Source organism: Vibrio sp. McD22-P3 (genome assembly GCF_021568915.1).
Lineage (GTDB): Bacteria > Pseudomonadota > Gammaproteobacteria > Enterobacterales > Vibrionaceae > Vibrio > Vibrio mediterranei.
In genome coordinates this window covers 83,295-106,958 of the sequence record NZ_JAKGTN010000020.1, presented here as the reverse complement: position 1 = coordinate 106,958, position 23,664 = coordinate 83,295, and the positions used below count along the sequence as shown (strand labels likewise).

16 protein-coding genes and 1 pseudogene are annotated in these 23,664 nt (G+C 43.5%); 13 read left to right on the top strand and 4 right to left on the bottom strand.

Translation table 11 applies throughout. The annotated features are described in order from the left end of the window. Positions 1-510 precede the first annotated feature (510 nt). The 7 genes from L2W36_RS21175 to L2W36_RS21145 all read left to right on the top strand — a co-directional run bounded on the left by L2W36_RS21175 (position 511) and on the right by L2W36_RS21145 (position 7,723). Entirely contained in the window at positions 511-804 is a 294-nt protein-coding gene (locus tag L2W36_RS21175; protein ID WP_006071813.1) for a hypothetical protein, read from the top strand. 186 nt (positions 805-990) lie between these two features. Further along, the gene (locus L2W36_RS21170) at positions 991-2,625 is read left to right on the top strand and encodes an ABC transporter substrate-binding protein (RefSeq protein ID WP_006071812.1); all 1,635 of its coding nucleotides are present in this window, start codon (positions 991-993) and stop codon (positions 2,623-2,625) included. 87 nt (positions 2,626-2,712) lie between these two features. Continuing rightward, positions 2,713-3,633: an oligopeptide ABC transporter permease OppB gene (gene oppB, locus L2W36_RS21165; RefSeq protein WP_031495785.1), complete on the top strand. Its 921-nt coding sequence runs from the start codon at positions 2,713-2,715 to the stop codon at positions 3,631-3,633. A gap of 11 nt (positions 3,634-3,644) precedes the next feature. Then, positions 3,645-4,547: an oligopeptide ABC transporter permease OppC gene (gene oppC, locus L2W36_RS21160; protein ID WP_171392501.1), complete on the top strand. Its 903-nt coding sequence runs from the start codon at positions 3,645-3,647 to the stop codon at positions 4,545-4,547. Positions 4,548-4,566: 19 nt separating this feature from the next. Continuing rightward, on the top strand, positions 4,567-5,538 hold the full coding sequence (locus tag L2W36_RS21155; RefSeq protein ID WP_236111532.1) for an ABC transporter ATP-binding protein: 972 nt from the start codon (positions 4,567-4,569) through the stop codon (positions 5,536-5,538). A gap of 5 nt (positions 5,539-5,543) precedes the next feature. Beyond that, complete coding sequence (oppF, locus tag L2W36_RS21150) at positions 5,544-6,530, top strand: murein tripeptide/oligopeptide ABC transporter ATP binding protein OppF (RefSeq protein WP_275664854.1); 987 nt, start codon at positions 5,544-5,546, stop codon at positions 6,528-6,530. A gap of 194 nt (positions 6,531-6,724) precedes the next feature. After that, the gene (locus L2W36_RS21145; protein ID WP_236111531.1) at positions 6,725-7,723 is read left to right on the top strand and encodes a succinylglutamate desuccinylase/aspartoacylase family protein; all 999 of its coding nucleotides are present in this window, start codon (positions 6,725-6,727) and stop codon (positions 7,721-7,723) included. A 101-nt stretch (positions 7,724-7,824) separates the two neighbouring features. Here the strand turns inward: L2W36_RS21145 and L2W36_RS21140 are convergent, their stop codons facing one another. Further along, a complete protein-coding gene (locus L2W36_RS21140; protein WP_006071801.1) occupies positions 7,825-8,079 on the bottom strand; it encodes a hypothetical protein in 255 nt (84 codons plus the stop codon). Between the two features lie 327 nt (positions 8,080-8,406). On the opposite strand from L2W36_RS21140, the gene L2W36_RS21135 reads away from it, so the two are divergent. The 5 genes from L2W36_RS21135 to L2W36_RS21115 all read left to right on the top strand — a co-directional run bounded on the left by L2W36_RS21135 (position 8,407) and on the right by L2W36_RS21115 (position 15,840). Beyond that, the gene (locus L2W36_RS21135) at positions 8,407-10,170 is read left to right on the top strand and encodes an ABC transporter ATP-binding protein (protein WP_236111529.1); all 1,764 of its coding nucleotides are present in this window, start codon (positions 8,407-8,409) and stop codon (positions 10,168-10,170) included. Beyond that, positions 10,164-11,951 (top strand): ABC transporter ATP-binding protein, encoded by a 1,788-nt coding sequence (locus tag L2W36_RS21130; RefSeq protein WP_236111527.1) that lies wholly within the window; start codon positions 10,164-10,166, stop codon positions 11,949-11,951. The genes L2W36_RS21135 and L2W36_RS21130 overlap by 7 nt, the downstream gene beginning before the upstream one ends. 75 nt (positions 11,952-12,026) lie before the next feature. Further along, positions 12,027-14,003, top strand: a complete 1,977-nt coding sequence (gene uvrB, locus L2W36_RS21125) for an excinuclease ABC subunit UvrB (RefSeq protein ID WP_236111525.1) — start codon at positions 12,027-12,029, stop codon at positions 14,001-14,003. 80 nt (positions 14,004-14,083) lie between these two features. Continuing rightward, on the top strand, positions 14,084-14,968 hold the full coding sequence (locus L2W36_RS21120) for a radical SAM protein (RefSeq protein ID WP_236111523.1): 885 nt from the start codon (positions 14,084-14,086) through the stop codon (positions 14,966-14,968). Positions 14,969-15,270: 302 nt separating this feature from the next. Next, positions 15,271-15,840, top strand: a complete 570-nt coding sequence (locus tag L2W36_RS21115; protein WP_236111522.1) for a hypothetical protein — start codon at positions 15,271-15,273, stop codon at positions 15,838-15,840. 128 nt (positions 15,841-15,968) lie between these two features. On the opposite strand, the gene L2W36_RS21110 is transcribed toward L2W36_RS21115, so the two are convergent. The 3 genes and pseudogenes from L2W36_RS21110 to L2W36_RS21105 form a co-directional block, all read right to left on the bottom strand. After that, entirely contained in the window at positions 15,969-18,191 is a 2,223-nt protein-coding gene (locus L2W36_RS21110) for a bifunctional diguanylate cyclase/phosphodiesterase (RefSeq protein ID WP_236111518.1), read from the bottom strand. Positions 18,192-18,272: 81 nt separating this feature from the next. Next, positions 18,273-18,851: pseudogene (locus L2W36_RS27545) on the bottom strand (MASE1 domain-containing protein); the annotation flags it as partial. Between the two features lie 262 nt (positions 18,852-19,113). Continuing rightward, complete coding sequence (locus L2W36_RS21105) at positions 19,114-19,971, bottom strand: aldose 1-epimerase (RefSeq protein WP_236111516.1); 858 nt, start codon at positions 19,969-19,971, stop codon at positions 19,114-19,116. A gap of 252 nt (positions 19,972-20,223) precedes the next feature. Between L2W36_RS21105 and L2W36_RS21100 the strand changes: the two genes are divergently transcribed. Then, the gene (locus tag L2W36_RS21100; protein ID WP_236111514.1) at positions 20,224-23,511 is read left to right on the top strand and encodes a DUF5107 domain-containing protein; all 3,288 of its coding nucleotides are present in this window, start codon (positions 20,224-20,226) and stop codon (positions 23,509-23,511) included. The last annotated feature ends 153 nt before the right edge of the window (positions 23,512-23,664 follow it).

The following is a 23,664-nucleotide window of genomic DNA, read 5'->3' as shown; positions in this document are numbered from 1 at the left end:
GGCTTCGGTGGCAAGATTATCGGCATGACAACATTCGGTGAATCTGCGCCAGCGGGTGAGCTGTTTAAGATGTTTGGCTTCACAACTGAAAACGTTGTAGCGACTGCGAAATCGCTACTGGCGTAAGTGCTTTTGTACGGTATAAGAAGTGAGATGTTTCTCTTATGCCGTACAACCTGCCTCAAGAATCGACAGTCATCCCTCTCATCAATACACATTATGAATGTGATTTTTTGAGCCACATTTACCTTTATAGTGTTAATATTATTTAACCGCTCGTGTATGCCTAGAATGATCAGTTTCTAAATAAGATTACCTTTCGATGGAAATATCTTATCTCTTGCCTAATTAAAAGCAATATATCAGAAAATAACAGCGAATAATTTATCCACGATTCACATTAACCTTTTGAGAAAGTATGTTATCTAGACATTGCTCATTATAAATGGACAATGACGGATATTTTGTTGTGTGTAATAAGTCGTAGAGCACTGCAGGAAATTAGAAATAATGTTCGAAACAACACGAATAAGATTGATGCTTCATATGGCAGATGTCTACATTAACGGCCCTTTGAGGCATAAAGGTGCTAAAAATATCCATAAACAACTCACCCGAAGCCAAGAGCAAGCTCTAGACTGCTTGTTCAAGCGATGGTCTCCAAGTCCTCTTCATGTATGGAACTTAGTCGATCCACACCATACATTTGACCCTGAAGAAATCAAAGTTATTGAGCAAGTAGTCACTATTATCGGTGCTGATTCATTCCAAGCAGATATAGATAAAGTAAAACAATTTCTATGATAATAGAATGATTTATAGGTGCTGTTTGACATTAATATAATGTGATAAAAACGTTACCTATCTATCAAATTTCTTTAATGTGAATAAGAATTATCTTTTTGTGTTACATCTTTGCGTAAAAAATACTTTTGAATCAAACGGAGTTAATTCTCCAGTTTAATCACAATAAAAAGATGCAGGCACAACATGTTAACTATTAATAAAACGAAAATAGCACTACTAATTAGTACGGGCATACTTAGCTCTACTATTGTTCAGTCATCCTATGCAGCTAACGTTCCAGCCGGAACTAAACTAGCAAAAAAACAAGAATTTGTACGAGGTAACGGTACCGAAGTGGCAACCATTGACCCTCAAAAGTCAGAAGGCGTTCCAGAGTCAAACGTCATTCGTGATTTGTTGGAAGGTCTGGTGACACAGGATGCCAATGGTGAAACCATTCCGGGTGTGGCCGAATCTTGGGATACTCCTGACAATAAGACCTTCACTTTCCACCTCCGTCACAATGCTAAATGGTCCAATGGCGATCCTGTGACCGCGGGAGATTTCGTCTACAGTTTCCGCCGAGCAGTGGATCCGAAAACTGCGTCACCTTACGCTTGGTATCTTTCCTCAACCAAGATGAAAAACGCGCAAGATATTATTGAAGGTAAGAAAGATATATCTGAATTAGGTGTTGAGGCCGTTGACGACTACACACTGAAAGTCACATTGGATACCGAAGTACCTTATTTCGTTAAGATGTTGGCTCACACCACTATGATGCCTGTACATAAAGCGACAATTGAAAAATGGGGCGAGAAGTGGACCAAACCGGAGCACTTTGTTGGTAATGGCGCATACCTTCCGGAAAAGTGGGTGGTGAATGAGCGATTAGAGCTGAAGCGAAATCCTAATTACTGGGATAATGAACACACAGTGATAAACAAAGTCACTTTCTTGCCTATTGAGGATCAAGTCGCTGAAATGAACCGTTTCCTGTCGGGTGAAATTCAGATGACCAACGAAGTGCCAAACGAGCATTTCCATCGCCTTCAAAAAGAGTATCCGCAGGATGTCGCCATCAAGGGCAACTTATGCAGCTATTACTATCAGTTCAACGCAATGAAAGCACCGTTTAACGATGTAAGAGTCCGCAAAGCACTGTCTTATGCTATTGACCGTGACATTATTACTAAAGCCATTTTAGGGCAGGGACAGAAACCCGCTTACTTCCTAACGCCAGAAATCACCGCGGGATTTTCGCCACAATTGCCGGAATACGGCAAGCTAACGCAAAAACAAAGAGATGAGAAAGCGCGGGCGTTGCTGGCAGAGGCTGGTTACGATAAAGACCACCCGCTAGATTTCAGCCTGCTGTATAACACGTCGGGAAATCACAAGAAAATTGCGGTAGCTATTTCGTCGATGTGGAAGAAAAAACTCGGGGTTAATGTTCACCTGGAGAACCAAGAATGGAAGTCTTACCTAGCGAGTAGGGACCAAGGCAACTTTGACGTCACGCGTGCTGCGTGGTGTGGAGACTACAACGAAGCATCGACCTTCTTAACTTTGATGATGAGCGATAACGTCAATGGTGGTGTTCATTATAAGAGTCCAGCTTATGATGCCATTATCGACAAAGCCCTCAACTCAAAATCCGAGTCTGAGCGCACTCAGCTCTACTATGACGCAGAGGCACAACTGTCGAAAGACATGCCTTTAGCTCCAATCTATCAATACGTGACGACACGTCTCGTTTCACCTCAACTTGGCGGTTATCCCGAAGGGAACGCGGAAGACAAGATCTACGCAAAAGACCTTTACATCAAAGCTAAGTAATCATTGTTAAAAAGTCAGCAAGGACTCTGTATGTGATCGTACATGCAGTGTCCTTCTGTTATTCATAATTTCAAACTGGACACGTTTATGATTAAGTTCATCATGAAGCGGATATTGGAAGCAATACCAACGTTATTGGTGTTGATCACCGTATCTTTTTTTCTGATGCGTTTTGCACCGGGTAACCCTTTTTCAAGTGAACGCCCACTTCCCCCTGAAGTCATGGCAAATATTGAAGCTAAATATGGCCTAGACAAGCCAGTATTTGAGCAGTACACGACCTACCTATCTAATGTCCTCCATGGAGATTTTGGTCCCTCATTCAAGTATCAAGATTACACGGTTAACGAATTGATCGCTGTGGCACTGCCGGTATCGGCGAAAGTGGGGTTAGTCGCGTTTATCTTTACCCTCATTATGGGAGTCACAGTCGGTACGATTGCCGCCTTAAAGCAAAATACCTGGGTCGATTACACCATTATGTCGACCGCGATGTTAGGTGTCGTGATGCCATCCTTCGTGTTAGCTCCGGCACTGATTTACTTGTTCTCACTGCACTGGCACCTGTTTCCAGCAGGGGGGTGGCACGACGGTGGTCTGAAGTACATTGTACTACCCGTTATCGGGATGTCGCTTTTGTATGTGGCGACCTTCGCTCGTATCACTAGAGGCAGCATGATAGAAACGCTCAATAGTAATTTCATTCGTACAGCGCGAGCCAAAGGGCTGAGTTATTCCTACATCGTTCTTAAGCATGCGTTAAAGCCTGCTTTACTGCCTGTAGTGTCGTATATGGGGCCTGCTTTTGTCGGCATTATTACTGGCTCCGTTGTTATCGAAACTATTTTTGGCTTACCGGGTATCGGCAAGCTGTTTGTTAACGCGGCTTTTAATCGAGACTATTCGTTAGTGATGGGAGTGACCATTCTGATTGGTTTCCTCTTCATTCTATTCAACGCCATCGTGGATATTTTGCTTGCGATGATCGACCCGAAAATTCGTTACTGAGGAAGTGAGTGATGCTAACGAAAAAAGAAAACTTGGAAGCTGTCGAGAAGTTTTCAGAAAGTTTAGAAATTGAAGGTCGAAGTTTGTGGCAAGACGCGCGAATTCGTTTTATGCGAAACAAAGCTGCGATGGTGAGTTTGTTGATTCTGTTTGTAATGACCATGGCAGTGATTTTCCTTCCTATGGTTGCAAGTTACACCTTTGATGATACGGATTGGTATGCCATGCACGCTGCACCAAGTGCAGAGCACTGGTTTGGGACAGATAGCCTAGGACGAGATCTCTATGTGCGAACGCTAATCGGTGGGCGTATTTCATTGATGGTTGGTGTGCTCGGTGCTCTGGTTGCTGTGCTTATTGGGACTTTGTATGGGGCGACCTCTGGATTTATCGGAGGCAGAGTGGACCGCGTGATGATGCGTGTGCTTGAAATTCTCTATGCAGTGCCATTTATGTTTCTGGTGATCGTGTTAGTAACCTTCTTTGGTCGCAACATCGTGCTGATTTTTGTCGCTATCGGCGCAATTGCATGGTTGGACATGGCCCGAATAGTACGTGGTCAAACGTTAAGTCTTCGTAGTAAAGAGTTTATCGAGGCAGCTCATGTCAGTGGTGTGAGCAACTGGCGAATCATTACACGCCATATTGTGCCGAATGTATTGGGTATTGTTGCGGTTTATTCGACACTACTTATTCCGAGCATGATTTTAACCGAGTCGTTCCTATCGTTCCTTGGATTAGGCGTGCAAGAGCCAATGACAAGTTGGGGGGCGCTGCTGCAGGAAGGGTCTCAGACAATGGAAGTGGCTATTTGGCAACTGACTTTCCCTGCTATTTTCATGGTGGTCACACTATTTTGCTTTAACTACGTTGGCGATGGTCTTCGTGACGCGCTGGATCCGAAAGACAGATAGTCGTGACTAAGGAAAAATAATGAGTTTATTAGATGTAAAAGATCTGCGAGTTGAGTTTAAGACGCAGGATGGCTTAGTGACGGCAGTGAATGACCTCAACTTCGCGTTAAACCAAGGCGAAACGTTGGGGATCGTCGGCGAGTCTGGTTCCGGTAAGTCACAAACCGTTTTCTCGATTATGGGTTTACTGGCAAAAAATGGCATTGTCTCTGGTAGTGCTAAATTTGAAGGTCGTGAAATTCTTAATCTGTCTGAAAAAGAACTGAATAAAGTTCGTGCAGAACAGATTGCAATGATCTTCCAAGACCCAATGACTTCTCTCAATCCATACATGAAGGTCAGTGACCAATTGATGGAAGTCCTGATGCTGCACAAAGGGATGGGTAAAACGGAGGCGCTTGAAGAATCTGTGCGCATGCTAGAGGCGGTGAAGATTCCTGAAGCCCGTAAGCGTATCTCGATGTACCCTCATGAATTTTCAGGAGGTATGCGCCAACGCGTGATGATCGCCATGGCTCTGTTGTGTCGCCCTAAGCTGTTGATCGCCGATGAGCCCACCACTGCGTTGGACGTAACAGTTCAAGCACAGATCATGGACCTATTGAATGAGCTGAAAACTGAGTTCAATACGGCGATCATTATGATTACCCATGATTTGGGTGTAGTCGCTGGTTCCTGCGACAAGGTATTGGTTATGTATGCAGGCCGTACCATGGAGTATGGAACTGTGGATGATATTTTCTATAACCCAAGTCATCCTTATGCAGAGGGCCTGCTCAAGGCTATTCCTCGATTGGACACGGAAGGGGAGAGACTCCCTACTATTCCCGGCAATCCACCTAACTTGCTTCGCTTACCACCGGGCTGTCCTTATCAAGAACGTTGCCATCGTGCTATTCCACAGTGCAGCGTTACGGCGCCAGCGTTAGAGAACTTTGCCGATAATCGCCAGCGAGCCTGCTTCTCTGATTGGGAGACTTGGACCAAATGAATGCTATGAAAGATAACAAAAACCTGCTGTTAGATGTAAAACAGCTCAAAGTACACTTCAGCATTGCTTCGAAATCCGCATGGCCTTGGAGTAAGGCTTCTCAGTTGAAAGCGGTCGATGGAGTCAATGTCCGTCTTTATGAAGGAGAAACGCTCGGAGTAGTGGGTGAGTCAGGTTGCGGTAAATCCACATTCGCACGAGCGATAATTGGTTTAGTTGAAGCTACAGATGGTGAGGTGGTCTGGCTTGGGAATGACCTTACTAAAATGCACTCTGTGCAGCGCAGGGAAACGCGCAAGGAAATCCAGATGATTTTCCAAGATCCGTTGGCGTCTCTCAATCCTCGCATGACAGTAGGAGATATCATTGCTGAGCCCCTAGAGACATTTTATCCTGAGCTTGGCAAACAAGAAGTGAAGCAACGCGTTAAAGAAATGATGGCGAAAGTCGGTTTATTACCTAATGTGATTAATCGCTACCCCCATGAGTTTTCTGGTGGTCAGTGTCAGCGTATCGGTATCGCCCGAGCACTGATTCTGCGTCCCAAGATGATCATCTGCGATGAGCCAGTATCAGCATTGGATGTATCGATTCAAGCACAGGTAGTGAATTTATTGAAAGCACTACAAAAGGAACTAGGACTGAGTTTGGTCTTTATTGCTCACGATCTGTCAGTAGTCAAACACATATCAGACCGAGTGTTGGTGATGTATTTAGGAAACGCGGTAGAGTTGGGAGAGTCAGAGGCGTTGTTTGCTGAGCCAAAGCACCCTTATACTCGAGCTTTGATGTCAGCGGTACCAATACCAGATCCTCACATTGAGCGCTCGAAAACCATCGAGATGTTGGAAGGGGATTTGCCTTCTCCAATCAATCCACCTTCAGGTTGTGTGTTCCGTACTCGCTGCCCACTAGCCAATGAAACCTGCGCCAAGGAAAAGCCGATACTAACTGGTGACGAAGCGCACTCGGTATCTTGCCTGTTAGCATAATAAAACGGCGGCAGTGACTCTGCCGCCTTTATGCAGCGTTTTTATCGTCTCCATACGTAACTTAAACTCAGTCTTATCAACTAGTTCTGCCACCATGGTTCCAATAGTGAGGGAAGATGTAATTCGATGATTCAGCACTGTACTGGTGTTATATCAATGTTATGATGACGCTTTGTGCCAGCGCCGGAGTTACTATGTCTAAACCACTCAACCAATGTATTGTGCCTATGTATCCAACGATACAAGCTCTGGATGTGGAAGGTTTAGAGCCGGGTGAGCATAAATTTTGGTTTGCGGTCGCCACCGACGCCATAGGTCATCCCCAGACGTTGCCCGTTCGTGTGTTCAAGGGCTCTCGCCCTGGAAAACGAATTATGATTACCGCTGGTATCCATGGTGATGAGCAAAACGGGATCCTAACGGCTCAGCAGTTGGCTAGAGAGCTGATTGGTAAAACGAATGCCGGTACGGTCACCATTGTGCCGACAGTGAACCTGTCTGGGATCGCGCGCCACAGTCGTGATTACCACTCCGCTGCTCCGGATAGTTCCACCTCGAATTTGAATCGCGTTTTTCCCGGCAGCCCAGATGGCGATGATGCGAATCGTTTTGCGCACAGCCTTTGGACCAACCTTCTTCAGCCCAACGCCGATCTGGCCATTGATCTGCATTCCCAAACTTCGGGCTCGGCGTATCCACTGTATGTGTTTGCCGATTATCGACTTGATGACGCCATTCGAATGGCGCGTCTGCTGAACCCTGATGTGATTTTAAACGACCCAGGAGACCCAGGCATTCTTGAAACTGTGTATAACCGAGCAGACATTCCCTCAATTACGATTGAAGTTGGAGTCGGGCGCTATTCTGACCTAGACATGGTGCAACGTGCGGTAGATGGGGTGCTGAATATTCTGCGATCGTATCAGTTAATTGATGGTGAAGTGGTGCCGCAAACTCTACCTTGTACAGAGGGCGAGCAAATTGTCAGTATTCGAGCGAATCAAGGTGGGTTTGTGATCTGCCATGTTGAGTTGCTCGATAAGATATCCGAGGGTCAAAAAATAGCGACGCAATACAACAGTTTTGGTGATGTTATCGAAGAGTACTTGTCACCTTCAGACGGCGTGGTGATCAGTCACAATGTAGAGTCGGTAAGAGCACCGGGTTCACTACTTGTTCGGTTAATTAAATAACCGTACGTTTCGAGCGTTCTACGATACGATAGTTTTAAATAACGGCCACAAAAAAGCTCTCTAAATAGAGAGCTTTTTCATGATTTCAAACGGCAAATTGACTAACTCAGCAAAATAGAGGTTTCTAAAAGGTGCTGAGCGTTATCTAGTAGCTGTGGGTAGCTATTCATGATTTGCTTAAATTTGTCATCGATAGAGTCTATGCAAACCAAAGAGTTGAACATCTCTACTGCCTGATCAGGGTTAACACTCAGTGTGTTTTTGAGTGCTTCCAAATTGATATGGTTAGCGTGTTCTACTCTTGTGATTGCTGTGTCGACCATATCGAAGGTAATAGAGTTTATATTTTGTGTCATCGGATAGGTCACTTATATAGTTTTTACTAGAAAAAAGTAAGTCCAGTGCGTCTCGATGATACTGGATAAAAAGTGAGTTTCTTATGACTAAGATCATGTCTTGTTTGATTTTTGGCTGGACGACCTATAACACACTGCTACAACTTAGAAGAAGTAGAACAAATATTAGTGAGTTTAGTTTGGGATAATTTTTATGAATCCATTCACAAGACCAATTAAAGTTGATATTATCAACCATATTCTAAAGCTAATCCTATGCTACTGACACAATCTGGTCATATCAGCATCGACTAGTACGCCCCTAAATCTTTCCAAATAAAGAGCTTTATGAACACTAGGCAGTTGATTTCGCACTATTTGTATATGAATCGCAAATCCTATATTTTCGCGATCATCTTTATTTTTCTCGTTAACTGGCTGCAAGTAGAAATTCCACGCTATATCCAACTGGCGATAGATCTGATTGATGATGCGTCGAGTGACGGTCATCAACAATTGCAAACTTATGTCGCCATCGTAGTGGGCATGTCTGTAGCTATGGTTGTGGTGCGTATTCTGTCTCGAGTGTATGCGCTTAACCCCGGAAGGATTGCAGAAGCTGCACTTAAAAATAGACTGTTAAAACAGCTCAATCGGCTACCAAATAGCTACCACGAGAAGTTTGCATCAGGTCGACTCATTTCTATCATGAACAACGATGTGATGGGGGTTCGACTGATGTTTGGGATTGGCTTTCTCCAGTTCTTTAACACTATGTTTGCTCTTTCTCTGACACCAATTTGGATGTGGCGTATCTCTCCAGAACTGACCATGTATTCAGTCATTCCAATCTCCATTGCTTTTGTGATTTTCCGCATTGGATTTAAGCGAATGAAAGTGTTGCACACTGAGCATATGAATCGGCTACAAAGCTTGTCTGCTCAGCTTATGAGCTACTTATCAGGCATCGACTTGATTAAGAATCAACGCATGTCACCTTGGGTAACTACAGAAATAGAGAAGCTCAATCAGCAACTGCTGCGTTGCCGAATGCAGATTACTCGAATCCAGGTGTTCTTTTTACCGGTACTTGATTACGCCAATGACCTAATGAAGATATTAATTCTCGGTCTAGGTGGTTACATGCTGATGAATCAAGAGCTAACTCTTGGCGAAATCACCGCATTTCTTACTTATTCTGTGTTATTGGCTATGCCACTGATGCAGCTTGGTCGAATCGCGACTATCTACCAGCGAGGTATTGTTGGTATTCAAAGTGCTCAAACTATCCTCAATGCTCAAATCCCTGAAACTGATCAAACTCGTTTCGCTGATGAGGATGTTGAACAGTTGAAAGGGGAGTCGTTATCGGTAAGAAATTTGAGTTTTCATTATCCAAATGATGAACGGCTGATTTTGGACAATATCAGCTTTGACATTCCAGCGGGGAAAAAAGTAGGGGTACTTGGTGGAATTGGCTCAGGCAAAACAACCTTGGTGAACTGCCTGAATCATCATTTAGATGTTCCCACTAATGCGATTTTCTTAGGTGGTAAAGACATTACGGATTTTGCCCGCAGTGACTTGCGTCGCTATGTTAAGACCGTCACCCAAGATCCTTATCTGTTCTCGGCCACGGTAGAAGAGAATATTCGATTTGGTAGTGCCAACAATGATGCCACCAAGGAGCAAGTGGACGAAGTGCTCTCGCTGAGCCAGCTCGCAAACGATGTGGCTAGGTTTGAGGATGGTGATCAAACACTGGTAGGTGAAAAAGGCATTATGCTCTCTGGTGGGCAAAAGCAGAGGTTGAGCATTGCACGAGCACTCTTAGAGCCTGCAGACCTTGTCATTATGGATAACGTACTCTCTGCGGTTGATTACGAAACCGAACGTAAAATATTGAATGGGTTATTTGAGCGACTCAAACACCAATCGGTGCTCGTGGTATCGCACCGTGTTAACGCTTTAGAATATATGGATGAGATCATCGTACTTAATGAAGGCAAGATAATTGCGAAAGGTGACCATAAAACGTTACTGAAAACATGCCCGTACTATTTGGAAACGTGGCAGCTTCAGCAAAATGAAGCGGAGGCGAGCGCATGTTAAAAGGTGTCGACGTAAAGTATCTCAAGCACTTCTTCAAGTTCGCTAAGAAATACAAGAAAACCGCTCTGATTGGTATTGCTATGCTTCCTCTGTCGGTCGCAACCAGCTTGTTATTCCCTTGGTTAATTATCCAAGTTATTGACGTTCAGTTGGGACAAAATGACTTCGCTGGGTTAATGCAATATGTGGTGTATTTGGTCCTAGTCCTTATTGCAGGGTACGTGGTGGACACCACTTATGCTTACAATTTAAGAAAAACTGGTCAACTAACGATTACCGACATGCGCGAAGTGTTGTTTGAACGCGTACTCAGACTTCCGCGCAGCTATTTCGACAATACGCCAGCAGGCGTCACGTTGTCACGTTTGACGAGTGATTTAGAGACTATCGGTGAAACGTTTGTGCAATCAGTTGTCGGGTTGGTAAAGGATTCAATAAACACCATTGCCTTGTTGGCAATGATGCTATTTATCGATTGGAAGCTGACTTTGATCGTATTAGTCGTCATGCCTCCTGTTATGTATTTAACGGTGTATGTACGTAATCGTCTAAGAGCTTTACATAAGATAACGCGCGCATCCTTGGCAAGAGGTATCGGTTATCTACAAGAATTGTTGTTCGGTATGAGTACCGTTCAAATGTACCGCGCTGAAGAGAAAGTAGAAGCGAAATACAATGGGCATATTGATGAGTTTTTGGTTGCTCAAAAGAAAATCAATAAGTATGACGCCATCTTATTCTCTTTCATTTCAGGTGTGACGTCGGTAACCATTGGTCTCATGATTTGGTATGGCTCTGAACAAGTGCTAGCCGGAACGCTGACTTTAGGTGTACTGATTGCCTTTATTAATACGCTAGAAAAAGTGTTTGTGCCGATTCGTGATTTCACCTCTCAAATTGCCTCTATTCAAAGCTCGTTTGCGGCGTTTGATCATATCGAAGAACTCTTTGTTGAGCCGACGGAGGAACAAGGTCGAACCTTGTTACCGAGTCATCAGGTTCAACAACCATTGCAAGAGTTTGTGAGCTTAGAGTTCATTAATGTTAGTTTTCGATATAAACAAGATGCTCCGTATGTACTGAAAGACGTTTCTTTCGTACTTAAAAAAGGCCATCAAATTGCCTTGGTAGGTTCTACTGGCTCTGGAAAATCAACCATCATGAGATTGATTTCAAAAACCTATCAAGATTATGAGGGCAGTATTCTGTTAAATGGCATTGAGTTATCGAAGATTTCAGTGGATGACTCGGCACACCTATTTTCGATGATGATGCAAGATGTTCATTTGTTTGAAGAAAGTATCGAGTTCAATATCGCCCTTGGTAAACCGGGGATTGACCGTGAACAAGTCGAGCAAGCCGCACGCTATGTCTATGCAGATCGATTTATAGAACAGTTACCTCGAAGTTATGACTCGGTTTTAGATAAGAATGGTTCGAACTTATCGGTGGGGCAGACGCAGCTTGTCTCGTTTGCTCGAGCAGTTGCTCAAGGTGGGCAGATTATGATGCTTGATGAAGCGACAAGCTCTGTAGATTCGATTACTGAAGATCTTATTCAGAAAGCCATGCAGCGTTTATTTGAGGAAAAAACGGTTATCGCTATTGCTCACCGTTTAAGTACCATCAAACACTCGGATCAAATTTTAGTATTAGAAAAGGGTCGAATAGTCGAACAGGGCAACCATCGACAATTGGTGTCTATTAATGGCATCTATGCAGGGTTGTTAAGTGAGTCGACAGGGGACACAAGTGAGATCGATTCTGCAGAAGCTATATGATTCAAGCAAGCTTCGCTTAGTCACTTTGACGATTATAGGCATATACTTTAGTACTGTTCTTCAGAGGGCGAGTATATGTCTAAAAACAAATTTATCCTTCATTCCGCATACCCACCTTCAGGAGACCAACCTGAAGCCATCGCTCGTTTAATCTCAGGCATCGAAGCTGGCAAAAGCCATCAAACACTACAAGGTGTAACGGGGTCGGGTAAAACATTCACGATGGCGAATATTATCCATCGCTTGAAAAGACCCACGTTGATTCTTGCTCATAACAAAACATTAGCTTCCCAGTTATACAGCGAGATGTGTCACTTCTTTCCTGAGAATGCCGTTGAGTATTTTGTTTCCTATTACGATTACTTTCAGCCAGAAGTCTACATTCCCGGTAGCGACCGTTTTATCCGCAAAGACTCCGCGATTAACGAACAGCTAGAGCGACTAAGGCTCTCGGCAACCAAGTCACTGATTGAGAGAAGAGACGTTATCGTGGTGGCTTCCGTTTCTTCTGTCTACGGGTTAGGCGATCCGCAAGCTTATCGAGACTTACAAATTTCGCTCGCAGTAGGTGAAGTGCTAGATAAAGCTGACTTAGCTGAACGGTTAGCACGCTTACAATATACCCTTACCGAGCCCAAATTAGAGCGAGCTGGTTTTCGTATTCGTGGTGACGAAATAGATGTGTTTCCAGCTGATTCTGCCCAAGATGCTATTCGCATTACTTTAAATAACGGAGTTATTCAGCATCTTGATTGGGTCGACCCTATCGCGGGTACACTCTTAAAATCTTGCACAGAGTACAAGATTTCACCTAAAACACTCTATGCGTCGTCACCACAAAAAGTCCGTAAAGCCAGTGAATTGATCCGTATTGAAATGGAACAAAGAGTTAGAGAGCTCAACGAAGCAAACCGATTAACCGAGGCGGCAAGGCTTTACGAACGGTGTATGCATGATATTGAAATGATGCGGCAATACGGTTATTGCTCCGGTATCGAAAACTATGCCTGTTACCTTAATGAACGAGATCCCGAGCTACCGCCGACGACATTAATGGATTATCTACCTAAGGATGGGCTGGTGTTTATCGACGAGTCTCACGTGATGGTTCCTCAGATTTCAGCAATGTCGAAATCAGACCGAAGTCGTAAAGATACCCTTATTGATTACGGGTTTCGTCTTCCTTCAGCTTTAAATAATCGTCCACTGACGTTCAGTGAATTTGAAAAGGCAAAACCGCAGACCATTTTTGTTTCTGCGACGCCAGGAAAATACGAAGTTCAGCGTTCAGGTGGAGTGGTGGTTGAACAAATTATTCGACCAACAGGTTTGCTTGACCCTGAGGTTGAGGTGCGCCCATCAGCGAACAATATGGAAGACCTGTTAAAGGAGATACGTCAGCGTACCAGTAATAATGAACGAGTGCTTGTGACTACTTTAACTAAGGTAAGTGCGGAGTCGTTAAACGACTATATGGCGGAGCAGGGAATACGCGTTCGTTACTTACATTCCGATATTAAAACCTCAGAAAGAGTCGCTATTATCAATGGATTAAGGGCTGGGGAGTTCGATGTCTTGATTGGTATCAACCTACTCAGAGAAGGGCTGGATATTCCAGAAGCTTCCTTGGTTGCCATTCTCGACGCGGACCACGCAGGATTTCTACGTTCGGTAGAAGCGCTGATTCAGATCATTGGTCGAGCAGCACGAAATGCCAATGGTAAGGCGATTTTGTATGCCGATAGAATCACACCCGCTATGAAGCAAGCGATAGACGAATCGTTACAAAGACGTCAAAGACAACAAGTTTATAATCAAGCAAATGCCATTGTGCCCGCTACATCGCGTCGTAAAGTGGCATCAGCAATGGAAGAGGCGCAGCAGCAGGCTTGTCATAATGTCGCGTTTTGCGACAGTCTTGCTAGCCTTTGTCAACAAATCACCGCGCGCGAGAAAGGACTGCTTGAAGCGGTGTCTACGCAAAATGAAGCGCAAATTCGTCAAATACGAGCGGAACTGGATAGTTTATATAGGCAGTTCATATTTATGTAGTTCTAGCTCACCTTGTTCGTTGGACGAGAGGTCAAAGTGCGTTACGATTTCGCTAACGCACTTACTTAACAGGATATCGGATGCTCAATTACATTGAACCGGTTTTTAGACCACCGTCGGAGTGGAAGTCGCTGATATTACAAGTAACCAATGGTTGTAGCCATAATCAATGCACTTTCTGCGATATGTATACTCAGCCTCAGAAGAAGTTTCGTCCTAAGAAGCTAGAAGAATTAGAGCGAGAGTTGCAGCAAGTGGCCACGTCTGGTGCACGAGTTCATCGAGTTTTTCTTGCGGATGGTGATGCGATGACATTACCATTTCATCGCCTTAAAGCGATCTGTGAGTTAATTCATCGCTACCTTCCCAACATTCAACGTATCTCAAGCTATTGTTTGCCAAGGAATTTAACCAACAAGACATCGGAGCAACTCGCAGAGCTTAGAGAGCTTGGGTTGAGTTTGATGTATATCGGTTGTGAAAGCGGAGATGACGAAGTACTAGCTAAAGTGAAAAAAGGTGAGACGTTTGAATCATCGTTGGCCGCGCTAAACAAGATAAAAGCGGCGGGCATGAAAAGTTCTGTCATGATCCTAAATGGTCTGGGCGGCCCTATTTTGAGTGAGCAGCATGCACTGAATTCGGCCAAGCTAATGAATGCCGCTCAGCCAGACTATCTCTCAACCTTAGTAGTGTCTTTTCCATTTGGTGAAGAGCGCGTCGCGGCAGAATATAACGGTGACTTTCGCCAATTGACTCAACCCGAGTTATTCAAAGAAATAAAACTATTGCTTGAACACTTACAGTTAGACAAGACAATATTCCGCTCAGATCATGCTTCCAACTATCTAGTGCTCAAGGGAGTACTGGGTAAAGATAAAGAGGCATTATTGCAACAAGTTGAGCTGGCAATTCATCATCCAGAGCAAATTTCGCTCCGCCAAGAGTGGCAAAGAGGTTTGTAAAAATCCCCTTTTTTACTCGTTCACACAGTGAATTTTACAAAACTCGCTTTTAGCGGGTTTTGTGTTTTCTGCATGTCTGGTTTTATTAACGTTTTGAAAAATAGAGAATAAATATGATTTCTAAGAGTGCTTTATCGATTTTTACACAGAGTGATTTTGTAAAATTGACAGTGTAAAAATTTCGTTGTGAAATTGTTGTCAAAAAGGCGCTATTCTAATAATCAAGCAATAACGAGACAAACCAACAAGGTGTTAAGGGTATTTGCTTAAGCTGTTATTAATTGCCTCTGAAGGAATAGACTATGAATATGCAGACATTCGATAAAACAGAACTACATAACCCACAAAATTTTATCGCTGAAGCCGTGTTTGCCGTGGAAATGGTCAACGCTGATAAGCCAACTCAAAAACAACAAATGACTAAGCAACTTCTTGATACCTTGTTCCCGCTAGAGAATGGTTCTCACGAAGATGTAGTAAGTTATGAAATTGACTATCGCCACGTTCAAGCGTATTTCAAAAATGGTCAACATAGCGGCCTGCGCCATGCCAAACAGTTTGTTGCTTATACTGGCGACAAGTGTTCTCCGGATTCGATTCTATTCCGTGACGAAAGTGGCACTCATGTAGAAGTTACGTTTGCTCGCCGTCAAGGCAACGGCTTTCTGCAGTTGGTTCAAATTGCTGATATTCAATTAGAAACGTGTACTACGTTTGGTCAATCTGAAGGCCATCAAACCACGGGTCTTCGTCACTGGGTAAGCTTGGTGAAAGGCGATGATAAATGTCGCCCAACGGCGAGTAATGAAGACAAGGAATATACGGCGAAGAGTGGTGAAGATTACAAATTAGGTTTTTGTTTCGCTTGTTAGCTTGGCTAGCTCACTTACAAACTGCTAAAAAATAAAGCCGCGCTGTGTATGCGCGGTTTTTCTATTTAATCATTCATCGGTCGCTAGTCTTCGGTTATGTGATTTTAGTGTCTAAAATGGACCTAGAGTCAATTGGAGCGTTCTGAACGGCTAAGTTTGCTGTTTTGGCAGAACGCCGTGTAGGATGATTGGGGGAGTGGTTTGCTAAATAGAAAACCTTGACCCCACTGACAATCGTGATCTATCAAGATTTTCATTTGTTCTGCGGTTTGTATCCCTTCCGCAATGACATTAATACCAAGCTCATTAGCCATTTGTAACGTCGAACTTACTATCGTCATGTCTTCTGGGTGAAGTTGGTCTATGAAAATTCTGTCGATTTTTAAGCTATCAACAGGAAGTTGCTTTAAATAACTTAACGAGGAATAGCCGGTTCCATAGTCATCGATAGCTATATTTACTCCAATCTTCTTCAACTCTGTGATGAACCTGATGGCTTGGCCCATATTTTGTACTAATACACTCTCAGTAATTTCAAGTTCAAGGGCTTCAGGTGAAATCCCGTAGCGTTGAAGTGGATCCATCACATCGTCAATTAGTTGACCCGAAACTAGCTGCACTACTGATACGTTTACTGATACTTTTTTATGGTAAATATTCTGGTCTTGCCACACTCTGATCTGTTTGCAAGCTTGCTCGATGACCCATGCGCCAATAGGAATGATCTCTCCAGAGACCTCCGCAATAGGTATAAATGAATCGGGTGAAATTACTCCATAGGTAGGGTGGTTCCATCTTAGCAAGCACTCGCAACCAAGATGCTTCCCAGAGCGAAGCTCGATAATAGGTTGGTAGTATAATTCAAACTGTCCTTTCTCCAAGGCTCTCGGCAGTTCTGATTCAATAAATAGTTTGTGTTGTGCTTGTTTTCTTAAAGTGTTCGCGTAACAAAAATAACCAACCGATGACTCTTTTGCTTTATACATGGCGGTATCAGCTGCTCGAAGAAGATCGTCGACATTTTGACCATCTTTAGGGTAAGCGGCAATGCCTATACTAGTTGATATCGTAAGGGACTCTCTCCCAATTTGAATGGGTTTTCTCAACCCATTAATGATCTTTTTGGATAGAGCGATTGCTTGTTCTATGTTGGTAAGGTTTTCGATAAGAATTGTGAACTCGTCACCGCCAAAACGAGCTAGTACGTCGCTACTTCTCAAGCAACCACTTAACCTTTTAGAAACTTCGACGAGTAACTTGTCGCCAAAGTCATGCCCTAGGCTATCGTTTACGTGTTTAAAACGATTGAGATCAAGAAAAAGAACGGCTGCGATCGAACGATTCCGTTCGGCCAATCTCAAAGCATGGTTAGTTTGCTCGATAAACATGCGTCTGTTAGGTAAGTTGGTTAGTGCATCGTTAAACGCGTAACGCTTAAGCTGATCTCTTGACGCTTCCAGTTCTTTAGTTCGACTCTTTACACGCCTTAATAAGACCTTATGATTGTTAAACACCGTCATGATAAGCAGTACACTTAAAGCACCAAAAACAGACTCATAAATGAGAAATGTTACGGATTTTTGAGCGGTTAAAGAAAGGAGTACTTGTTGTGATACAGATAAAACGACGGTCCACTCTCGAGTAGTCACTTGTTGAGAAAAAGAAAACTCTACTGCGCCTTCAGATGGGGCTAAATTGTCTGGTGAGAAGTAGCGGTAAATCACTTCATTTCCTGCACTAGAGTCGAGAATTTCTACGTCCATATAGTGTGCAGAGCTATTGTTCACACTTGCTTTAACAATATCCCCAACGACAAAAACGCCAACGGCAAAACCAGATAGATTGAAAGAGCGTGTAATAACTGAGGTATCAAGAGAAGGTCCATCATTTATCGGAGTAAATATTAAAAATCCAGGCTCTTTGGTCTCAAGTTGGACAAGTTGAATAATCTCTGTAGCGACTGGATAGTTATTGTTCTGCGCGAGAATCATTGCTTCTCGCCGTGCTGCATTAGAGAACACATTGAAGCCAAATGCTTTTTCATTGGAAAGAAATGGCTCGATCCATTTTACAACAACGAGAGGATCATACTCATTCAATGGGGTGCCCCGAACTTTAAACATCGAAGAGCTTTGGTTATTGGTCTCTATTTCAAACTTGCTCACATGACGCTGTTCTACAAGTGGATTCCAAGAAAACCCTCGAATCCCAGGAGTTTTGTCGATAAGCGGCAAGGTTATCTCTCTAAACCCTTCTTGTGTAATGTCGCCATTCCCGGAAAGATGTCTAGCTAAAGTTGATAAAGACTTTAAATAGTTTTCTACTTGATGATTAAGGTTTTTTTCAATCAATTGAGAACGGACTTGGACCTCATTGAGGCTGTCGGATTTGAGCGTTTTATCACTGTAATTTTGAATGATAATAAGTGTAATAAAAACAATAGAAAGTGGAAATATCAGAGCCCTAGAGTGCTTTAGTCTGTTGGCTAGTCGGTCGCGCGATTTAAATAAGATAACAACGATAGGTGTAATAATGATGATACCTAAAAAGTCACCTAAGCATTGAATGACAACATTTGCCCAGTAGCTGTCGCTAAAGCGTAATATATGAGCGGGCTCTATAAGCAGGTTTGTTAGCAAACTACCGATTAGAGAGCATATAAATGCTACTCCTATAAATAGAGTAACTTTGGTAAAGCTGGCTAAGCTAATGACATTTAGGGAGAGGTGTCTTAAAACGCGGTAATTTATCCAAGCTTGAACTGTAGAAGCGAAGCTGATTCCAATTGACGTTACTATTAAAGAGAGGTCAATTGCATTCCCATCGAATAATTGAATCCCAATACTAAATATTAGTGAGCCAGCTAAAATTGCAGGTAAGAAACGTCTCTGCCATAAAAAACAACCCGCAAGTGCAATACCAGCTGATGGCCACAATGATGCCACTAAAGTTTGAGGGCTGAGCATTGAGAAAAGAAATGAAGATACGATGTATAGAAAAAACAAACCCACATAGCGTAGATCAAAGGACGATAATGGACGGCCGTGTTTGCTGAGGGAATCAGTGGTAACTAATCTATTATTATTGTTCAAATGATCTCTTTCAGCGCTATTAACAAATGTGTCACTAGTTGGAGTTGCTTATAGTAGTGTAGTAAAGAGAACAGGGAATGGTATGTTTGTTGATAAATGACCGAACATGAGGTTGAATAAACTCGTCATCTAGTCAGGTTAGTTGAAGATGCGAAGCTGTCACCAAAGAAATGATGAGTGTTTAAATAATGCTAATCTCCATTTGTAGCTCCATTGACTCCCCCCCTTCCAAACGAACCAATGACTCACTCTGTCTATGATGGTGAGCACCTACCCAGTGAGATTGCGGCTCTATACAGATGAAGCCACTCCTGTTATTGGGTTGGTAGACCTGTAGGTACTTCATAGGGCTTACTATGGCAAGGGTTATTCCATTGGGGTGTTCGATAGAAACATCACAGTGTTCGGACCTGAGGTAACCATTGTTTATCCAAATATCGGGTATTGCTTTGGAAACCGAAAAGTCAAAACTCTCGGGGATTTCCGAGACATACTTCGTTGGCAGATAATCATCACCCTCTAACCAAATCCCATCCGCATTGAATTGAACTTTGGTCCCATCAAGAGTATTGAAAAAAGGATGGAACCCGCCGCCAAAAGGAAACGGTGTGTTGGTTAAATTGGTTATTGATAAGGCGATCAACAAGCTTGTATCGATAAGTGCATAGCAAAGGGAAGCACGATAGGAACAACACCCATAAACATTGGACTCCATGGTTAAGGTTATTGAGTTTGTATGTGGTCGCCACTGCTCGGCTTGCCATTCACTTATCCATGCGTCGCCATGAAGAAAGTAGTAATCATCAAACCGATGATGAGGAAGGTAAAAGTCTCTTTGTTCAAACAAAAAGCGGTTTCCTTTTACTCGATTTGCCATTGGAGCCATAGGAAACAGCCCTGATTCTTCTGCAGATTTAAGGTTACCTTGACGCAATAGATGAAAGTTCTTTGGCTTGTAGAACAGTTGATGAACGGCGGCGCCGTTGCTGGAAACCTGAAGCTTTAAGTAGTCATTTTCTAAGGTGTAAAGAGTGTTCATGGATGTGTCCTGGTTGCTATGTAGCGATACTACTAAACCGGACCCAAATTAAACTTGGATAACTTCAATAAAAGAACTAAACCACGTTTACTGAAAAGGCGGGAGGGCGTTAAATAAAAAATTGCGTAGTCAATTGACCACTTGTTTTCACATAACTTTGTTTACTAAACAGCGTGATAAACCCGCAGTTAACAGCGTTAGAAAGTGATTACCATTATTGCCAATCATCACCATCAATTTCAGAAGGTCATCATGGCAAAGAATGTAAAAGTGTGGACAGAGACAGTCACTCTACCCACTTATCAAGTCGGAAAGGTTGATACCAACCCTATTTTTCTGGAAAAACGTGTTTATCAAGGCTCTTCAGGGGCCGTTTATCCGTATGGCGTTATCGACTCAATCACTAACGAATGTGTTAATCAGGAATACAAAGCAGTATTCCTTGAGAACGACTTTATTTATGTGATGCTTTTGCCAGAACTTGGAGGACGAATCCACAAAGCCTATGACAAAGTCCATCAACGCGACTTTGTTTATTGCAATGATGTCATTAAACCGGCATTGGTAGGTTTAGTTGGGCCATGGATCTCTGGGGGGATAGAGTTTAATTGGCCTCAGCATCATAGACCGACCACGTATATGCCTGTTGACGTCAATGTCAGAGAACTAGCAGATGGCAGTGCAGAGGTATGGTTGGGTGAAGTTGAGCATATGTATGGCTTGCAAGTTAGTACAGGCTTTAAGCTCTATCCCAACAAGGCTCTCATTGAGATCACTGGTCGCGTTTACAATTCAAACCCAACGCCTCAACAGTTCTTATGGTGGGCGAATCCAGCAGTAAAAGGTGGTGATGATCACCAGAGCATTTTCCCACCTGATGTCACGGCAGTTTATGACCACGGTAAGCGCGACGTGAGTGCGTTCCCAATCGCCAAAGGAACGTATTATAAAGTTGACTATTCAGCGGGCGTCGATATTTCTCGCTACAAGAACTTACCTGTACCTACGTCATATATGGCTGCAAAATCGGATTACGATTTTGTTGGAGCCTACAGTCACGACGAAAGAGGCGGTCTACTACATGTTGCAAACCATCATATCTCCACAGGTAAGAAACAATGGTCATGGGGTAATTGCGAATTTGGTCAAGCCTGGGATAGGCAGTTAACCGATAGCAATGGCCCATATATTGAATTGATGACAGGTGTCTTCACGGATAACCAACCTGACTTCACTTGGATCGACCCCAACGAAGAAAAAATCTTTGTTCAAAACTTTTTGCCATACAGCGAGTTAGGTCTTGTCCACCAAGCGAACACTGATGTGGCTGTGAATCTAATCAGACAGAACGAACAAGTGCGTATTGGGGTGTACGCTATCTCTGCTATTGAGAATGCCGTCGTTACTGTAAAAGTAGACACTACGATGGTCTATAGTGGCGTAGTGTCATTGCTGCCATGCCAATGTCAGTTTGATGACTTCGTGTTCGGTGGTAGTGAGCAGTTGACGCTCGAAGTGCTAACACAGCAAGGACGTAAGACGCTGACCTATACAGAGCAGCAGGAAAGTGAAGAGCCAACACCGGATCCTGCGACTGCACCGAAAATGCCGACAGCCGTCGAATCCATTGATGAACTTTACTTTATCGGCCAACACCTCGAACAATACCATCACGCGACGCGCCATGCTGTTGATTACTATTTAGAAGCGTTAAGACGAGACGAGTTTGACTATCGTTGTAACGTCGCTATGGCCAATCGCGAGTTTGAGCGGTGTGATTACGAACGTAGTTTACATTATGCGAACAATGCGCTGCACCGTGCTCATCAATACAACAAAAACCCACTATGTGGACGAGCAAGCTTGATGCGAGGGCACGCTAACGAGAAGTTGGGGTTGCTACAAGATGCTTACGCAGATTTCTACAAGTCTACTTGGAGTGGTAATTGCAACGATGCAGGTTTCTTAGCTGCAAGTCGGATCTCATTTAAGCAAGGCCGCTATCTTGATGCACTTGAAGAAGTAGAGCGAGTTCTTGAGCTCAATAGCATGAGTTACGAGGCTGCATTTGTGAAGTTGGTGGTTTTAGAGAAACTTCAATCTAAGCAAGCACTCGACTTTGCGAAGCAGTCCCTTGAACGCTTCCCGCTTGGTTACGCACTAGCGATGCATCACTACTTATTGACACTGCAAGAGACTGAGAAGCAAGTATTTATCGAGCTGTGTCAATCTAGACAAGCGAACGCCATCCATGTTGCGAGTTTATATACCTCGCTTAACCTTAACGAAGAAGCGTTGCTGGCACTTGAGCTGATTAATGCCAAAGGTGCTGCCTCTAATATTATCCGTGCGTCCCTGCTTCCAGACTCTGCCAACGTATTGCTAAATCAAGCAGAACAAGAGTTTGCGAGCCATGTCCTTTTTCCCAATGCGCAAGTTGAAGTGAATGCGCTAATGCAATTATCGGGTTACCCGTTTGCCGATTATCTCTTGGGTTGTTTCCACTATGCCAAAAAGTCCTACGACAAAGCAGTGGCATTGTGGGAGCAGGTAATCGAAGCGCGCCCTGAGTTCAAAGAGGCGCATCGAAACCTTGCAATTTACTATGCCAATAAGAAAAAAGACATCGAGACCGCGCTTAAGTACATGGACGCTGCGTGGCAGTTGGATAACAACGATGCTCGAGTACTTTATGAGCTGGATGACCTTAGAAAAATCGCTTTGGTCGACCCTAAAACACGCTTGATGTTACTTAAACCTCATCAAGGCATCATCATGCAACGCGATGACTTAGTGACCGAGTTCATTACTCTACTCAATATTTGTCATGAACATGATAGAGCGTTAGCAATCCTCAAGGAGCGGACTTTCGCACCTTGGGAAGGCGGTGAAGGCCGAGTCACTGGGCAGTATGTGAATGCTTTGATACGTAAGTCGCTGTCTCTGATTAAAGACAAAGAGTACGTATTAGCGAAACAAGCGCTAATTGAAGCACTTGAGTTTCCTGCAAACCTAAATGAGGGGCGACTAGTTGGTCAAACGGATAACGACATCTATTACCTATTAGGGCTGATCGAGCAGAAGTTAGGGGAGGAAAGTGCTGCAAAACAAATGTACCAGCGAGCACTAACGGGAGACTCGGAAGTAACAGAAAGCCGCTATTACAATGACATGCCTGCAGATTACTTGCTGTTTCAAACCTTGGCTATGTATCAGCTTGGTGAACAAGAGCGAGCAGTCAATAAATTCAAAGATATGGCAGCGTGGGTGACCTCAAATGAGAGTCAGCAGGTTGAACACGACTTCTTTGCAGTCTCTTTACCTCAACTTAACGTCTTTGATAAAGATATCCAAACTAACCATCGCACTCATTGCCTGTTTGTCGACTTGTTAGCCAAGCTGGGTTTAGCGCAGATCCAGAGTCAAACATCTGACGAGGTAAACTCCGCGCAACATGCGTTGTTGGATAGTGACCCGAGCCACGCAAAAGCTCACTTATTGTCTTATTTGTCATCAGTTAGCTTAACAGAGTTAGCTTAATGTTTCGTATGCAGCTCACCTCAGTTTGTGATGAGCTGCTTTTTTTTGAATTTTACTCGCGATTACTAAACAGAGATTAGTAAATATCGTGACTAATGATAGCAACATCAACAACCAATTGACTTACTATCGATTGCGCTTTCAGCAAAAAAA

What these genes read in the sequence shown, in the direction of transcription:
- L2W36_RS21140 (WP_006071801.1), bottom strand. Translation starts at nt 8,079, where the DNA reads ATGACACAAAATATAAACTCTATTACCTTCGATATGGTCGACACAGCA.
- L2W36_RS21175 (WP_006071813.1), top strand. Translation starts at nt 511, where the DNA reads ATGTTCGAAACAACACGAATAAGATTGATGCTTCATATGGCAGATGTC.
- uvrB (WP_236111525.1), top strand. Translation starts at nt 12,027, where the DNA reads ATGTCTAAAAACAAATTTATCCTTCATTCCGCATACCCACCTTCAGGA.
- oppC (WP_171392501.1), top strand. Translation starts at nt 3,645, where the DNA reads ATGCTAACGAAAAAAGAAAACTTGGAAGCTGTCGAGAAGTTTTCAGAA.
- L2W36_RS21105 (WP_236111516.1), bottom strand. Translation starts at nt 19,971, where the DNA reads ATGAACACTCTTTACACCTTAGAAAATGACTACTTAAAGCTTCAGGTT.
- L2W36_RS21120 (WP_236111523.1), top strand. Translation starts at nt 14,084, where the DNA reads ATGCTCAATTACATTGAACCGGTTTTTAGACCACCGTCGGAGTGGAAG.
- L2W36_RS21130 (WP_236111527.1), top strand. Translation starts at nt 10,164, where the DNA reads ATGTTAAAAGGTGTCGACGTAAAGTATCTCAAGCACTTCTTCAAGTTC.
- oppB (WP_031495785.1), top strand. Translation starts at nt 2,713, where the DNA reads ATGATTAAGTTCATCATGAAGCGGATATTGGAAGCAATACCAACGTTA.
- oppF (WP_275664854.1), top strand. Translation starts at nt 5,544, where the DNA reads ATGAAAGATAACAAAAACCTGCTGTTAGATGTAAAACAGCTCAAAGTA.
- L2W36_RS21100 (WP_236111514.1), top strand. Translation starts at nt 20,224, where the DNA reads ATGGCAAAGAATGTAAAAGTGTGGACAGAGACAGTCACTCTACCCACT.
- L2W36_RS21115 (WP_236111522.1), top strand. Translation starts at nt 15,271, where the DNA reads ATGAATATGCAGACATTCGATAAAACAGAACTACATAACCCACAAAAT.
- L2W36_RS21145 (WP_236111531.1), top strand. Translation starts at nt 6,725, where the DNA reads ATGTCTAAACCACTCAACCAATGTATTGTGCCTATGTATCCAACGATA.
- L2W36_RS21135 (WP_236111529.1), top strand. Translation starts at nt 8,407, where the DNA reads ATGAACACTAGGCAGTTGATTTCGCACTATTTGTATATGAATCGCAAA.
- L2W36_RS21170 (WP_006071812.1), top strand. Translation starts at nt 991, where the DNA reads ATGTTAACTATTAATAAAACGAAAATAGCACTACTAATTAGTACGGGC.
- L2W36_RS21155 (WP_236111532.1), top strand. Translation starts at nt 4,567, where the DNA reads ATGAGTTTATTAGATGTAAAAGATCTGCGAGTTGAGTTTAAGACGCAG.